This window comes from Nocardioides sp. Root682 (assembly GCF_001427795.1).
Lineage (GTDB): Bacteria > Actinomycetota > Actinomycetes > Propionibacteriales > Nocardioidaceae > Nocardioides.
Window position 1 is genome coordinate 1,217,143 of record NZ_LMHJ01000001.1, and the last position, 13,910, is coordinate 1,231,052.

General features: G+C 70.9%; 13 protein-coding genes. 3 read left to right on the forward strand and 10 right to left on the reverse strand.

What is annotated here, in order from left to right; all coding sequences use genetic code 11:
* Positions 1-64: 64 nt before the first annotated feature.
* On the forward strand, positions 65-574 hold the full coding sequence (locus tag ASD84_RS05650) for a MarR family winged helix-turn-helix transcriptional regulator (protein WP_321164014.1): 510 nt from the start codon (positions 65-67) through the stop codon (positions 572-574).
* Between the two features lie 85 nt (positions 575-659).
* Here ASD84_RS05650 and ettA read toward each other — a convergent pair whose 3' ends face one another.
* The 5 genes from ettA to ASD84_RS05675 all read right to left on the reverse strand — a co-directional run bounded on the left by ettA (position 660) and on the right by ASD84_RS05675 (position 7,500).
* A complete protein-coding gene (ettA, locus tag ASD84_RS05655) occupies positions 660-2,342 on the reverse strand; it encodes an energy-dependent translational throttle protein EttA (protein ID WP_056707575.1) in 1,683 nt (560 codons plus the stop codon).
* Positions 2,343-2,395: 53 nt separating this feature from the next.
* Complete coding sequence (locus tag ASD84_RS05660) at positions 2,396-2,836, reverse strand: single-stranded DNA-binding protein (RefSeq protein WP_056707578.1); 441 nt, start codon at positions 2,834-2,836, stop codon at positions 2,396-2,398.
* A gap of 193 nt (positions 2,837-3,029) precedes the next feature.
* Positions 3,030-4,628, reverse strand: coding sequence for a GTPase (locus ASD84_RS05665; protein ID WP_235530987.1), 1,599 nt, complete (start codon positions 4,626-4,628; stop codon positions 3,030-3,032).
* Entirely contained in the window at positions 4,625-6,382 is a 1,758-nt protein-coding gene (locus ASD84_RS05670; protein WP_082573178.1) for a dynamin family protein, read from the reverse strand. Before ASD84_RS05670 ends, ASD84_RS05665 begins: the two co-directional genes overlap by 4 nt.
* A complete protein-coding gene (locus ASD84_RS05675) occupies positions 6,379-7,500 on the reverse strand; it encodes a PrsW family intramembrane metalloprotease (RefSeq protein WP_056707580.1) in 1,122 nt (373 codons plus the stop codon). Before ASD84_RS05675 ends, ASD84_RS05670 begins: the two co-directional genes overlap by 4 nt.
* Positions 7,501-7,559: 59 nt before the next feature.
* Between ASD84_RS05675 and ASD84_RS05680 the strand changes: the two genes are divergently transcribed.
* Positions 7,560-8,975: an aminopeptidase P family protein gene (locus ASD84_RS05680; RefSeq protein ID WP_235530988.1), complete on the forward strand. Its 1,416-nt coding sequence runs from the start codon at positions 7,560-7,562 to the stop codon at positions 8,973-8,975.
* Positions 8,976-8,988: 13 nt separating this feature from the next.
* Here the strand turns inward: ASD84_RS05680 and ASD84_RS05685 are convergent, their stop codons facing one another.
* Genes ASD84_RS05685 through ASD84_RS05695 form a run of 3 tightly spaced genes read right to left on the reverse strand, consistent with a single transcriptional unit; the run spans position 8,989 to position 11,760 of the window.
* A complete protein-coding gene (locus ASD84_RS05685) occupies positions 8,989-9,603 on the reverse strand; it encodes a PaaI family thioesterase (protein ID WP_056707585.1) in 615 nt (204 codons plus the stop codon).
* A 10-nt stretch (positions 9,604-9,613) separates the two neighbouring features.
* Positions 9,614-10,666: a phosphotransferase family protein gene (locus ASD84_RS05690; RefSeq protein ID WP_056707587.1), complete on the reverse strand. Its 1,053-nt coding sequence runs from the start codon at positions 10,664-10,666 to the stop codon at positions 9,614-9,616.
* Complete coding sequence (locus ASD84_RS05695) at positions 10,663-11,760, reverse strand: TIGR03857 family LLM class F420-dependent oxidoreductase (protein WP_056707590.1); 1,098 nt, start codon at positions 11,758-11,760, stop codon at positions 10,663-10,665. The genes ASD84_RS05690 and ASD84_RS05695 overlap by 4 nt, the downstream gene beginning before the upstream one ends.
* A 148-nt stretch (positions 11,761-11,908) precedes the next feature.
* Here ASD84_RS05695 and ASD84_RS05700 point away from each other — a divergent pair, with 148 nt between their 5' ends.
* Positions 11,909-13,255 (forward strand): NAD-dependent malic enzyme, encoded by a 1,347-nt coding sequence (locus ASD84_RS05700; protein WP_056710710.1) that lies wholly within the window; start codon positions 11,909-11,911, stop codon positions 13,253-13,255.
* An 11-nt stretch (positions 13,256-13,266) separates the two neighbouring features.
* Here ASD84_RS05700 and ASD84_RS25430 read toward each other — a convergent pair whose 3' ends face one another.
* Both ASD84_RS25430 and ASD84_RS05705 read right to left on the reverse strand, forming a co-directional pair.
* The gene (locus tag ASD84_RS25430) at positions 13,267-13,407 is read right to left on the reverse strand and encodes a hypothetical protein (RefSeq protein ID WP_200954435.1); all 141 of its coding nucleotides are present in this window, start codon (positions 13,405-13,407) and stop codon (positions 13,267-13,269) included.
* Complete coding sequence (locus ASD84_RS05705; RefSeq protein WP_200954437.1) at positions 13,407-13,907, reverse strand: DUF4396 domain-containing protein; 501 nt, start codon at positions 13,905-13,907, stop codon at positions 13,407-13,409. Before ASD84_RS05705 ends, ASD84_RS25430 begins: the two co-directional genes overlap by 1 nt.
* Positions 13,908-13,910: the final 3 nt, after the last annotated feature.

Here is a 13,910-nt window from a genome sequence, read left to right on the forward strand (position 1 = left end):
GCGCGACACCCGGTGGTGGCCAGCCACCACCGGGTGCGGCTTCGTACGACCTACACTGACGCGGGTGACGGCGCACGAAAACGGCATGGCGAACTCCGTCAACGAACCTCGCTGGCTCGATGACGAACAACAACGGGCCTGGCGTTCGTTCCTGCTCGGCACCACCCTGCTGCTCGACCGTCTCGACGAGGACCTGCGCCGCGACCACGGCCTGGCTTCCGTCGAGTACGAGATCCTCGTCCGCCTGTCCGAAGCAGGCGGTCAGCTGCGGATGGCGAAGCTGGCAGCGTCCCTCGCGCACAGCCGGAGCCGGGTCACCCACACCGTCAAGCGGATGGAGGTCTCGGGCCTCGTCGTACGAGCCGAGTCCCCCGAGGACGGCCGCGGCGTCACCTGTGCGCTGACTGAGGCCGGCGCCCGGATGCTCGAGACCGCAGCGCCGAGCCACGTCGAAACCGTGCGCCAGTCCCTCGTCGACCTGGTGGAGCCGGCCGACCTGGCCGCGCTCGGCCGCGTCATGGACGCCGTGTGCGATCGCCTGATCGCCGACCACCCGGAGCGCGAGCTGCGCTGAGCCGCGCACGGCAGCGCGTCGAGAGCTGTTCGACGGGCAGCTTGCTGCCTCGCTTGTCAGCGAAGACGCGCTCGCACCATTCAGCTCAGTCGCGGGTCAGGCGGCGGTGCGTGACGCGGTGCGGACGGGCCGCCTCCACGCCGAGGCGCTCGATCTTGTTGTCCTCGTAGGACTGGAAGTTGCCCTCGAACCAGAACCACTCGCCCTCGCTGTCCTCGGTGCCTTCCCAGGCGAGGATGTGGGTGGCGACGCGGTCGAGGAACCACCGGTCGTGCGAGGTGACGACCGCGCAGCCCGGGAAGTCGAGCAGGGCGTCCTCGAGGGCCGACAGGGTCTCGACGTCGAGGTCGTTGGTGGGCTCGTCGAGGAGCAGCATGTTGCCGCCCTGCTTGAGCGTCAGCGCGAGGTTGAGACGGTTGCGCTCACCACCGGAGAGCACCCCGGCCTTCTTCTGCTGGTCCGGACCCTTGAAGCCGAACGACGCGACGTAGGCGCGGCTGTTCATCTCGAAGTTCGCGACCTTGATGAAGTCCAGGCCGTCGGACACGACCTCCCAGACGTTCTTCTTCGGGTCGATGCCGCCACGGCTCTGGTCGACGTACGAGATCTTGACCGTCTGGCCCACGGTGAGGACGCCGGAGTCGGGCTCCTCGCCACCGGTGATCATCCGGAACAGGGTGGTCTTGCCGACACCGTTCGGGCCGACGACACCGACGATGCCGGCGCGCGGAAGGGTGAAGGAGATGTTGTCCCACAGGACCCGGTCCTCGAAGCCCTTGGTGAGCTTCTTGGCTTCCAGGACGACATCGCCCAGGCGCGGGCCGGGCGGGATGTTGATGTCGGCCGCGTCGATCTTGCGGGCCTTGTCAGCCTCGTTGGCGAGCTCCTCGTAGCGCGCGAGACGCGACTTCGACTTCGTCTGGCGGGCCTTGGCGTTGGAGCGGACCCACTCGAGCTCCTTCTCCAGCATCTTCGCGCGCTTGGCATCCTTCGCGCCCTCGACCTTGAGCCGATCCTTCTTGGTCTCGAGGTACGTCGAGTAGTTGCCCTCGTAGCCGTGGATCTGGCCGCGGTCGACCTCGGCGATCCACTGTGCGACGTTGTCGAGGAAGTACCGGTCGTGGGTCACGGCGAGGACGGCGCCCGGGTACGACTTCAGGTGGCCCTCGAGCCACTGCACCGACTCGGCGTCGAGGTGGTTGGTGGGCTCGTCGAGGAGCAGCAGGTCCGGCTGCTGGAGGAGCAGCTTGCACAGGGCGACGCGACGGCGCTCACCACCGGACAGGGTGTCGACCAGCGAGTCGGACGGCGGGCAGCGCAGTGCGTCCATGGCCTGCTCGAGACGGCTGTCGATGTCCCACGCGTTCGCGTTGTCGAGCTCGGTCTGCAGGTCGCCGGTCTCGGTCATGAGGGCGTCCTGATCGGCGTCGGGGTCGCCCATCTCCATGTAGGCGTCCTCGAGGCGCTTCATCTTGCCCTTGAGCTCGGCGACGGCCTCCTCGACGTTCTCCAGCACCGTCTTGCCCTCGGTCAACGGCGGCTCCTGCTGGAGCATGCCGACCGTGGCGTCGGGGTCGCGAACGATGTCGCCGTTGTTGGGCTGGTCGAGACCCGCCATCAGCTTGAGCAACGACGACTTGCCCATGCCGTTGGGTCCGACGACGCCGATCTTGGCGCCGTGCAGGAAGGACAACGTCACGTTGTCGAGGACGACCTTGTCGCCGTGGGCCTTCCGCACATTGCGCAGTGCGAGCACGTATTCCGCCATGCCCCAAGGCTACGCAGCGCCCGACCGCCGGCCGAGGCCGGGGTCGGGCCCGATCAGGCCGCGGCGTGGGGCGCCTCCGGAGCGACCCAGGGCTCAGCCGGGGCCTGGGCCGGAGCCTGGGCCGGAGCCTGCGGCGGGGCCTTCACGAACGATGCGATCCCGCGGCTCAGGTCGTGGCCGATGGTGAACGCCTCGATCTCCACGGCGACGGCCTCGAGGCCGTTCTTGTTGACGTAGGTCCGGTGGTTGAGGCGACCGTGGATGACGACCGGGTCACCCTGGCTCAACGACTTGGCGCCGTGCGCGGCGAGCCGCCGCCACGCGCTCACGCCGTACCACTGGGTCTCGCTGTCGACCCACGCCCCCGTGGCCCTGTTGAAGTGCCGCGGGGTGCAGCCCACGCGGAAGTTCAGCACCGGAACTCCACCGACGTCGCGCACCATCGGGGCGTTCGCGATCCAGCCCTGGATCGTGACCATCGTTTCGTTCGCCATCTGACTGCCCTCTCGCTCGGTGCCGGGCACCTGCGTGACCGGTCACGGGAGAGTTCACTGCGGATCGCCGACGCACGTCACCGGCGTCGCGGGTACCTGTGCACAACCGCGGTCTCGAACCGGGTCTGGGGACGACAAATGGCAAGGCGCGGTACTCGTGGGACCGCTGCGGTCGTGCATCGCACGACCGGATTCACGCCTTGGCGGTGTCGACTCCCCGGCGGAACGCCGCGTAGGACACCAGCTCGGCGCTGACCGGCTGGACGACCTCGGTGTCGAGCACCCCGTGCACCACCGCGCGCAGGCGCTCGTCGGCCGCCTCCGCGCGGGCCCGCGCCAGACCCTTGACCAGGATGCGTCCCGCGATCGCCAGCAGCAGGCCGAGCACCAGCGCGCCACCGCCGACCAGGGGCGGCAGCGGCAGGCCCGCGGCCTCGGGCAGGTCCTCGATCGTGCCCTGGACCGCGGCAACGCCCCACCAGGCCAGCCCGGCGACCGCAGCGATCAAGAGCAACCAGTGCAGGAGACGGACGACGCCGACCCAGAACGGGAGACGGCCACCCAGCGGCACCCGGCCCAGCTCGTGGTTCAGGCGGTCATCGAGCTCGGCGAGCCGGCCAGTCCCGGCAGCGCGCACCTGGCGCGCCCACGCCGTACCGACCCCGTCACTGAGCTCGTCAGCCAGGCCGCGGACGGCGGTGTCGACCGCCGCGCGATCGAGCGGAGCGATCCGCGGAGCGCTGTCGAGCGCCTCGACGTCGGGGTCACGGCGGTTCAGCAGGGCGAGCGGCGGCCACGTGACGGCGCGCTTCGCCGAGGCACCCAGGGTGCGCTCGATGGTGTCGACGACGGACGAGACGCCGGCTGAGTCGGCCACGACCTCCTCGAGGTCACGCACCCGGTTCACGGGCAGCGCGACGGCGGGGGTCGTCCCGCCCACGGACTCGAGCCGGGCGGCAGCTGCGACGACGTCGGCCTCGACGCGCGCGGTCGTGCTGCGCTTGTCGGCCACGCGTCGCTGGATCTCCGCACGCAGCTCGGCCATGCCGATGCCGGCCTTCGCCGAGATCGGGAGCACCTGGACGTTCGGCAGACCGTCGGCGGCGAGCAGCCGCCGGACGTCGTCGACCATCGACTGGCGCAGGTTCTCGGGGACCGTGTCGATGTGGTTCAGGGCGACCAGGATGACGTCCTGATGCGTGACCATCGGCTTGAAGTAGCGATCGTGCACCGCAGCGTCGGCGTACTTCTGCGGGTCGAGGATCCACACCATCAGGTCCGCGACGGCCAGGAGCCGGTCGACCTCGAGGTGGTGGGAGACCTCGGTCGAGTCGTGGTCGGGAAGGTCGAGCAGGACGACACCGTCGAGCGCATGGTCGTGCGTGCTGTCGAGCATGGAGTCACGCATCGTCTGGTGCCGCGGCGGGATCCCGAGGTGCTCCAGCAGCTCCTCCGCGCCCTCGCTCCCCCACACGACGGCGGTCGCCCACGAGGTGGTGGGGCGGCGGATGCCCACCGAGGAGAGCTCCAGGCCGGTCAGCGCGTTGTACGTCGACGACTTGCCAGAGCCGGTCGCGCCGGCAATCGCCACGACCGTGTGACGCGCGGACAGCCGCAGTCGCGCGGTGGCCCGGTCGGTGGCAACGGCGACGGCGTCGAGCACCTCGTCGGGTACGTGGCCGCGCGCGGCCACGACAGCGTCGCCGAGACCGGAGACCCGGGCGCCGATCGCGGTTCCACGAGTGGCCAGGTCACCGAGCTGCGGCGTTGCCTCCTCGAGCGCATCCGTCACAGGTGTTCACCGGTTCCCTTCTTGGCCGCGGCGAACCGCAGGTCGTCCACGCGTCGCGCCGCCTGGCGCAACTGGTGGGGTGCATCGGGCTTGAGCTCCCACTGCGCCGCGGGCGCAAGGTAGCGGGCGCGCTCGGCGCCCATCAAGGTCGACATCCGCCGGGCGAGCGTGCCCCGGGCCTGGTTGATGATCCGGTCGGTCGCATCGCGACCCAGGACGGTCTCGAGCAGCGTCTGTCCGAGGCGAACCGCTTCGGCGGACTGGCCGCGCGGCGCCGGGCCGGCGAGGGCCACGACACCGAGCGTCACCGCGAGGCCGTGCACGCCGAGGGCAAGGAACCGGGCACTGTGGCGGGCGTCGCCGGCCTCGTGGCGCACGAACTCCTGGAGCTCCTCGTGCCAGCCGCGGACCTCCTGCTCGGTGCGCGAACGCAGCGCCCGACCCGCACGAGTCAGGTCGTCGGCCGTTGCGGCGAGCAGGGCGTCGCCGTACTCCTTCTCGCGCCAGGCATCGGACGCGATGCCGGCCGCGCGCTCGGCGTGGTCGGCGACCGCTGCTTCGAGAGCCATCTCGATCGCCACGGCGACCCGTTCGGCCTGCTGCGGCTTGCCCTTGATCGCGTTGACCAGGCGCTCGCGAACGAAACCAACCTTGGCTTCGAGACTGCGCACCAGCTCGCCGCTGCCGACGAACTCCTGCCAACGCGCCAACAGGTCACCGCGCAGCAGCGTCCCGTCGGCGGTGGCGGTGGCGAGCTCGGCCTGCGCGTCGTCGTACACCTTGTCGGCGATGACCAGCAGCTCGGCGATCGCGTCCACCTGGAGCGCCGCGGCGTCGGCGATCGGGAAGGCCTTGCGCGTGACGGTGCGGACGGCGCCGGCGATGGTCTGGCTGACGAGCTCACGTCGGCCGGACGCGTCGGCCGCCAGCGCATCGAGCCAGCCACGGATCTCCGAGGCGTACGACGTCGGGAGCAACCCTTCGTCGCTGACCGTGCCGTGGGCGACCGTGAACAGCGGGCTGTCCTTGAGGCCGCGGGCGGCCATCATCCGGGCGAGGTGCACCGACACCGTGGCGACGTCGTCGGCCGGCGTGCGGCTCAGGACCAGCGCCACAGCGGTGTTGCGCTCGACGGCGATCTTCAGGTGGTCCCACGGGACCTGGTCGGAGTACCGCGCCGCGGACGTCACGAAGAGCCACAGGTCGGCAGCCGCGAGCAGCTGCGTGGCGAGCTCGCGGTTGCGCTCGTCGACCGAGTCGACATCGGGGGCGTCGAGGATCGCCAACCCGCGCGGCACCTGCGGGCTGGCCACCAGCTGGATCGCGTTCTGGTCATTGGTCGCGTCGAGGACCCGGGCCAGGTCCGGCAGGAGGCGATCGACGCCGAACCAGCGGACGTCGTCGGGGTGGTGCACCAGGACGGGCGAACGGGTCGTGGGGCGCAGCAGGCCGGGCGTGGTCACCTTGTGGCCGACGATGGTGTTGACGAGGGTGGACTTGCCGGCACCGGTGGAGCCGCCGACGACGACGAGCAGGGGCGCCTCGACCTCGGCGAGGCGCGGGATGACGTAGTCCTCGAGCTGGTCGATGACCTGCTCGCGCCCGACACGCAGGGCGCTGACCCCGGGCAGGTCGAGGGGCAACGGGGCAGCCTTCAACGCGCCGTTCAGCCGCACCACTTCGGTGAGCATGCGGGCGCTGAGGCCGTCGTCGTTGAAGTCGGCACCGGTCAGGGCCTGGTGTCCGGGGGTCATCGCTGGGGTACCACCTGTCCGGGAAATGCGATCCGGGGCCGGGCGGCCTGGATACGGCCGAGGAAGTCCTGTCCGCGCAGCTGCCAGTCGGCGGGTGCGGTGCCTCGGAGAAGTCGGTGATGCAGGAAGCCCAGCTCGATCGCCGCCTGCTGGTAGTCGCGCATGGCACGCTCCGCATCGGGACCGCCGTTGCGGCGCGCGTGCTGGCGGGCCTCGCGGCGGGCTCGCAGGTTGACCACCCAGCCGATGTCGGTGGCGGGGAGCAGCCCACGGTTGGCGGCATCGGTGAGCGCGGCGCGCAGGACCGTCGCCTCGGTCTCCCGGGCCCACCAGGCCAGCGCGACCAGGCCGATGAAGGCCGGCGCCATGATCACGAGGTAGACCACGAGGAAGCTGCCGAAGCCGAAGACGGTCGAGCCGTTCCACAGCCCGTGGGCGAGTACGGCGAGCGCGTACCCACCGAGCGGCGCGAGCCAGCGCACCGACTTGTTGCGCGAGGTCACCGCGACACCGATGCCGATCCCGGTGAAGGCCGTGAACAGAGGGTGCGCGAACGGACTGAAGATGCAGCGCAGCACGAAGGTCCCGCTCACCGCCTCGACGCCGCCCGGGCCCATGCCGTCAGCGCCGTTGTAGGCCGCGGCGAGGTACAGGATGTTCTCGGTGAAGGCGAAGCCCACGCCGACCAGCCCGGCGTAGACGATGCCGTCGAGGATGCCGTCGATCTCGGCCCGGCGCCACCACAGGAGCAGCACCAGGAACAGGCCCTTGCTCGCTTCCTCGACGACGGGCGCAGCGACGGCCAGCGCGAAGTTGTCGGTGAAGCCGACCAGGAGCCCGCCAAGGCCTTGGACGACCACGGCGGCCATGGTCGCCACGAAGGCACCCCAGGCGAGGCCGGCGGCCAGCAGGGCCTTGGGTTCGGGCTCGTAGCGGTCCAGCCACAGGTACGCCGCGAGCACCGGCCCCACGGGGACCGCAGCGAGCCCGGTGGCGAGCAGCGTGGTGCCCGGAGCACCGGACAGGGCGAGCACGACGAGCGTCAGCAACGCCCCCGCAGCGACCGCCACGGTCACGACGACCGTGAAGGCAACACTGTTGCGAGGGGCTGTGGACATGGGCTGCAGCCTATCGGGAGCACGTCCTGCGGCCCTGATCGCGGCGTACAGTGGGAGGGGTGAGTGACGACACCCCCCAGCTCAAGACCGAACAGCACGACCCCGCAGTCCCGGAGGCGTACCTCGCCTTCATGAGGACCGGTTGGGACGATCGCGGCGACACCGTGCCGCGCCAGGCAGTCGCGGATCCGGCTGCCGAACGTCGTACCCGCCTGGCCGAGGCGTTCCCCGGCGAACGCCTGGTGCTGCCGGGCGGCGGGTACAAGGTGCGGGCCTACGACACCGACTACCGCTTCCGCGCGGACACCGCGCATGCGTACTTCTCGGGCAACCAGACCTCGGACGCCACCCTCGTGATCGAGCCGGACGGCGAGGCGGTCCTGTACGCCCGCCCGCGTTCGGGCCGCGACAGCGACGAGTTCTTCCGGGACCGCCAGTACGGCGCCCTGTGGGCCGGCAAGCGGCCATCGGCCGAGGAGCTGGCCGCTGCGCTCGGGGTGCCGGTCCGCCACGTCAACGACCTGGCCGCTGACGTCGCCGCCGGTGGCGCCAAGACGCGGGTGCACCGCAACGTCGCCCCGGACGTCGATGCGCTGGTGGCGGGCGACGAAGGGCGCGACGCCGAGCTGGCCCGGGTGGTCTCCGAGATGCGCCTGGTCAAGGACGGCTGGGAGCTCGCCGAGCTCCAGGCCGCCGTGGACGCGACGACGCTCGGGTTCGAGGACTGCGTGCGCGAGTGGGACCAGGTCCTGCAGCACGGCGAGCGCTGGCTCGAGGGCACCTTCTTCCGCCGGGCCCGCACGATGGGCAACGACCTCGGCTACGACTCGATCGTCGCCTGCGGACCCCACGCGACGACGCTGCACTGGATCGAGAACTCCGGACCGATGGTCCCCGGCCAGCTGGTGCTGCTCGACATGGGTGTCGAGGGCGCGAACCTCTACACCGCCGACGTCACTCGCACGATCCCCGTGTCCGGCACCTTCTCGTCGCTGCAGCGCGACCTCTACTCGCTGGTGTTCCAGGCGCAGGAGGCGGCGATCGCAGCGCTCAAGCCTGGCGCGAAGTTCCTCGCCGGCCACGACGCCGCGATGGTCGTCCTCGCCCATGGCCTGGGCGACCTCGGCCTGCTGCCCGTGTCCGTGGACGAGGCCCTCTCCCCCGACTCGAAGGTCTACTCGCGCTGGACGCTCCACGGCACCAGTCACATGCTCGGCATGGACGTCCACGACTGCGGGCACGCCGCCCCCGAGGCCTATCGCGACGCCGACCTGGTCGAGGGCATGGTGCTCACGGTCGAGCCCGGCCTGTACTTCCAGGCCGACGACCTGCTCGTGCCCGAGGAGCTGCGCGGCATCGGCATCCGGATCGAGGACGACGTCGTGGTGACCGCCGACGGCGTGCACAACCTGTCCGCCGCACTCCCCCGCACCCCGGACGCGATCGAGGAGTGGATGGGCTCGCTGCGCGGCTGAGGAGACTCGCTGCCTACTGGCGCAACGCGATGAACAGGCCCTCGGCCGTGACGGTCGTCCCGTCCGCGTCCGCGATGCTGCCTGCCATGAAGATCTTGCGACCTTCGGTCTTCTGGACGCTGGCCTCGACGCGCAACCGGCCCAGGCGCGTGGGGCGCTGGTAGCGGAGGCTGATCGTCCCCGTGGCGGCCACGGTCTCGATGCTGCCGCCACTGGCCACCTCTCCCAGCAGGTGATCGAGCACGAGTGCGCAGTAGCCGCCGTGGACGTGACCGGGCGGACCTTCATAGGCGGCGCCGAGGTCGACATCGATGTGCGCGGCGAGCGGGCCGTCGTACTCGACGACCAGCGGGGGCGCGAGGGGGTTGCGGAGTCCGTTGCCGAGGTTCCCCCACGGCACGCTCTCTCCGTCGGGAGTGAGGTTCATGCCGAGGGTCCCGGTGCGCTGATGGTTCCGCAGGCTGGCCGTCACCTCGTCCAGGGCCGTCGTGGCCCGCTGCACGACCTCGTCACCCGCATCGGTCCGGAGCGCGGCGTCGATGAGGTCCCGGATGGAGTCGGTGAGCGGCTCGTACCTGCGGCGTAGCAGGGCGACCTCCTCGCTGGTCATCTCCTCGAACTCCCACATGACGCAGACTCTAGGGGCCGACCAGCGCGAGGGTCCCCAGGTCCCGGATCGCCGCACAGCAGCGCGCAGTCATCACCGCGAACATCCGGTCGCCGCGCTCGGTGCGGGCGCCGTACGCCTGGCCGAACACGCAGACCAGCGGGCCCTGCAACAGGGCGAAGCGGTAGTCGTCCCAGCAGTTCTCGAGGGAGTACGACGTCACGCCGTACCCCAGCAACGCCTGGTGGTAGGCGCCCACCAGCGCCTCCTCGGCGGCCTGGCGCGGCTCCGGGTCGAGGCTGGTGGCGATGACGTACGCGAGATCGCGGGCCGGAAGGGCGAGGCTCAGGGTCTGCCAGTCGACGGCGACCACGCCCGGTCCCCCGTCGGGCGGGAACAGCAGGTTGTCCAGGCGGTAGTCGCCGTGCACCAGCCCGAAGCGCTCGGTCCGGGCCAGGGCCCACCGCTCGATGACGGGCACGATCGAGCGCACCGTGGCGGCGTCCTCGGCGCTGAGCAGGTCGCTGAGGTTCGCGAGGAACAGCTCGACGGCGGGCCCGAAGAGCTCGGCCATCAGGGCGGCGTCCTCAGGTCCGTTGAGGGCCAGACCCTCGATGTCGAGGAGGGCCGGGTCGCACCAGCGCGGCCCGTGGAGGCCGGCCAGGTTGACCACGGCATCGGTGGCCTGCTCGACGGTGCAGCCGCCGATCTGGTCGCCCTGCTCGGCCGGCGCGAGGTCCTCGAGGAGGAGCACGAAGTCACCGCCCTCGGCGGCCATCGCGGCGTGATGGGTGCGCGGGACCCGGACCGCCACGGTGCCGGCGATCTCGTCGTAGAACCGCACCTCCGTGCGGTAGGGGTTGGCGAGCATGGCCCGCGCGGCGGGATCGATCGCCGGCAGCTTCGCGAGGACGGTGCGCGGCAACGAAGGGTCACCGGTGAGTGTCAATCGGTAACAGGTGCCGATCTGACCGGTCCCGACCGGCGCCGCCGTCACCGCGTCCACGCGAGCGCCGAGCGCCGCACTGAGCCACGGCGCCGTCAGGTCCGCGACGTCGGCGACGAGGGGGACGGTCCCGCTCATCGGAGCGCTCGCGCCGCGGCGGCGGACCAGCCGGGGTTGACGGGAAGGTCGTCGAGCGCGGCAGCGTCCCGGACGGCACTCCAGGCCGACAGGACCGGGGACAGCTCCGCGGGTGTCGCGCCGTGGAGCACGACGGAGTCGGCGCCGGCGTCCAGCTGGTCCTGGATGCGCCGGGCGCACTGGGCGGCGCATCCAGTCGCCGCTGCCTCGAGCCAGGCCGCTGGCAGCACCTCGTCCCGGAGCCGGCTGAGCTCCTCGACGGTGCCGACGGCGTCGAACGCGCCGGCGTACCCCTGCACCAGGGGATGGTCCCGGAACGCCTGGAGGTCCGCGAGCGACCAGCCGTTGGCCCGGACCAGCACTTCGCCGTAGCCCTGCAGGTAGGTGGCCAGTCGCCCGACCAGCTTGCGCAGCCGGACCTCCTCGGGGATGGACTCCTCGACGGTCGCGAGCACCGACCAGATCCGGACGGCGGCCGGATCGCGTCCGGCCTCCTCCGCCGCCGTACGGACGAGGGCGACGGCACGGGCGAGGGTCTCGTCGGTGAAGAAGGTGTGCAGCACGACGCCATCGGCGACCTGCCCGGCGAGCCGCAACGAGTTGTCCCCGATCGCCATCATCAGGACCGGGATGTCCTCGTCGAAGGACGAGTCCTGTGAGAGGTACGGGTAGTCACCTGCAGGACCTGAGTGCCCGAAGCCCTCACCGTGCCACAGGCGGCGGTAGATCGAGATCGCGTCGGCCATCTGGGCGCCAGTGACGCGGGGCAGGCCCATCACGTCGAAGAGCAGGTCGAAGCCGCGGCCCAGACCGAACGCGTAGCGGCCGCCGCTGAGCCGGTGCACCGAGGTGGCCATCGTCGCGGTGACCAGCGGGTGCCGGGTGTTGTGGTTGGTCGCCGCGGTGGCGATGCCGATCTGCTCGGTCGCGGCAGCAACCGCACCGGCGAGCACCCCGGCGTCCTTGACGTTGAACCGCTCGGACAGGAACACCGACCCGATGCCGAGCCCTTCGGCACGTCGTACTTCGTCGAGCAGTTCACGAGGGGACTCGGCATGGCCGGCCAGTCCGTAGCAGGCGATCTCGGGCATCATCCGGGCAGTTTGACAACTGACTGGACACTTGTCCAGCGCTCCGACCACAATGAACAGTTTCCTTACGGACTTCCGAGTAACCACCACCCGGGACCAGACTCGACCCGTGCCCAAGCGAACTGCCACCGCGTCCTCGTACTCCATCACCATGCGTCTGCACACCACGGTCGACCACGGCGTGGTCGGCGGGGTGGCCACCGCGATCGCCGAGGCGGGTGGAGTCGTCACCGCGATCGACGTCGCCGAGTCGAGCAACCAGCGCCTCACCGTCGACGTCACCTGCTCGGCAGCCGACGCCGAGCACGCCGGTGAGCTCACCGAGGCGGTCAAGGGGGTCCCGGGCGTCGAGGTGCACAAGGTCTCCGACCGGACCTTCCTGATCCACCTCGGCGGCAAGATCGAGGTCGGCTCGAAGGTCCCGCTGAAGACCCGCGACGACCTCTCGCTCGCCTACACCCCCGGCGTGGGCCGGGTCTGCATGGCGATCGCCGAGAACCCCGCGGACCTTCGCCGCCTCACCATCAAGGGCAACACCGTCGCCGTCGTGACCGACGGCAGCGCCGTGCTCGGCCTGGGCAACATCGGCCCCGGCGCCGCACTCCCCGTGATGGAGGGCAAGGCCGCCCTCTTCAAGCGGTTCGGCGGCATCGACGCATGGCCGATATGCCTGGACACCCAGGACACCGACGAGATCGTGCGTGCGGTCGAGCTGATCGCACCCGGCTTCGGGGGCATCAACCTCGAGGACATCGCCGCACCGCGGTGCTTCGAGATCGAGGCCCGCCTCCGCGAGCGCCTCGACATCCCGGTCTTCCACGACGACCAGCACGGTACGGCGATCGTCGTGGTCGCCGCCCTGACCAACGCCCTGCGCGTGGTGCGCAAGGAGATCGGCGTCGCGCGCATCGTGGTCTCCGGCGCCGGAGCTGCCGGTACGGCGATCGTGAAGCTGCTGATCGCTGCCGGCGTGAAGGACGTCGTGGTCGTGGACCGCGCCGGTGCCCTGGTGACCGGCGACGAGGGGCTGTCCCCGGCCCACGTCGAGCTGGCGGGCCTGACCAACCGCGACAGCCGCCGCGGCGGCCTGCAGGACGTGCTCGTGGGCGCCGACGTCTTCATCGGCGTGAGCGCCCCCGGCGTGCTCCAGGCCGAGTGGATCCAGACGATGGCGACCGACCCCGTGGTCTTCGCCCTCGCCAACCCGGACCCGGAGGTCGACCCCGCCCTGGCGGCGAAGTACGCCGCCGTGGTGGCCTCGGGACGCTCCGACTTCCCGAACCAGATCAACAACGTGCTCGCCTTCCCCGGCGTGTTCCGGGGCCTGCTGGACGCCCGCGCCACCGAGGTCACCACCGAGATGATGCTGCGTGCCGCGGACGCGATCGCGCACGTCGTCCATGACGACGAGCTCAACGCGAGCTTCATCATGCCGTCGGTGTTCCACCCCGAGGTGCACACCGCGGTGGCCTCGGCCATCGCCCACAAGCCGGCGTGACCCTCACCTGATCAGCGGGTGCTGACGACCTGGTGACCCGAGCCGTGGCTCGGCGACGACGGGTCGTCGTCCTCGAGCGAGGCCGCGGTCGACACGACGAGACCGCCGAGCAGGAAGCCGATCACGCCGGCCGCGAGGGTGTTGACGTTCATCAGTGGTGCTCCGATCCGGAGTGGTGCTCGTGCTGTTCGTGGCCCGCGTGGTCGTCGGCGTGGTCGTGGTGGACGTGGTGCAGGGCGTGGCCCTTGCCGCGGTCGATGAGGTGGCGGTTGACCGGGAAGGCGGCCACGAACGCCGCAGACAGGGCAAGGATCATGGCGAGCCAGAAGACCGGGTCGACCAGGCCGGAGTCCATGGCCCCGGGGATCACGGCCATCACCGCGTTGTCGACGACCTCCATCACGATGATCGAGACCGTGTCAGCCGCGAGCACCAGTCGGAGCGCCTGGCCGAGCCGCATGCCGGCACCCACCAGCGGCAGGGACGACAGCAGGTAGCCGAAGACGAAGGCCAGGCCGACGGCAAGCACGATGGTCTGTCCGGTCGAGAGTCCGATGGCGGTCCCGATCATCAGGCCGGCGATCTCGCCGATGGCGCAACCGGTGAGGCAGTGCAGCGTTGCGCTCGCGGCCAGGGCGTTGCGGGGATTCATGGG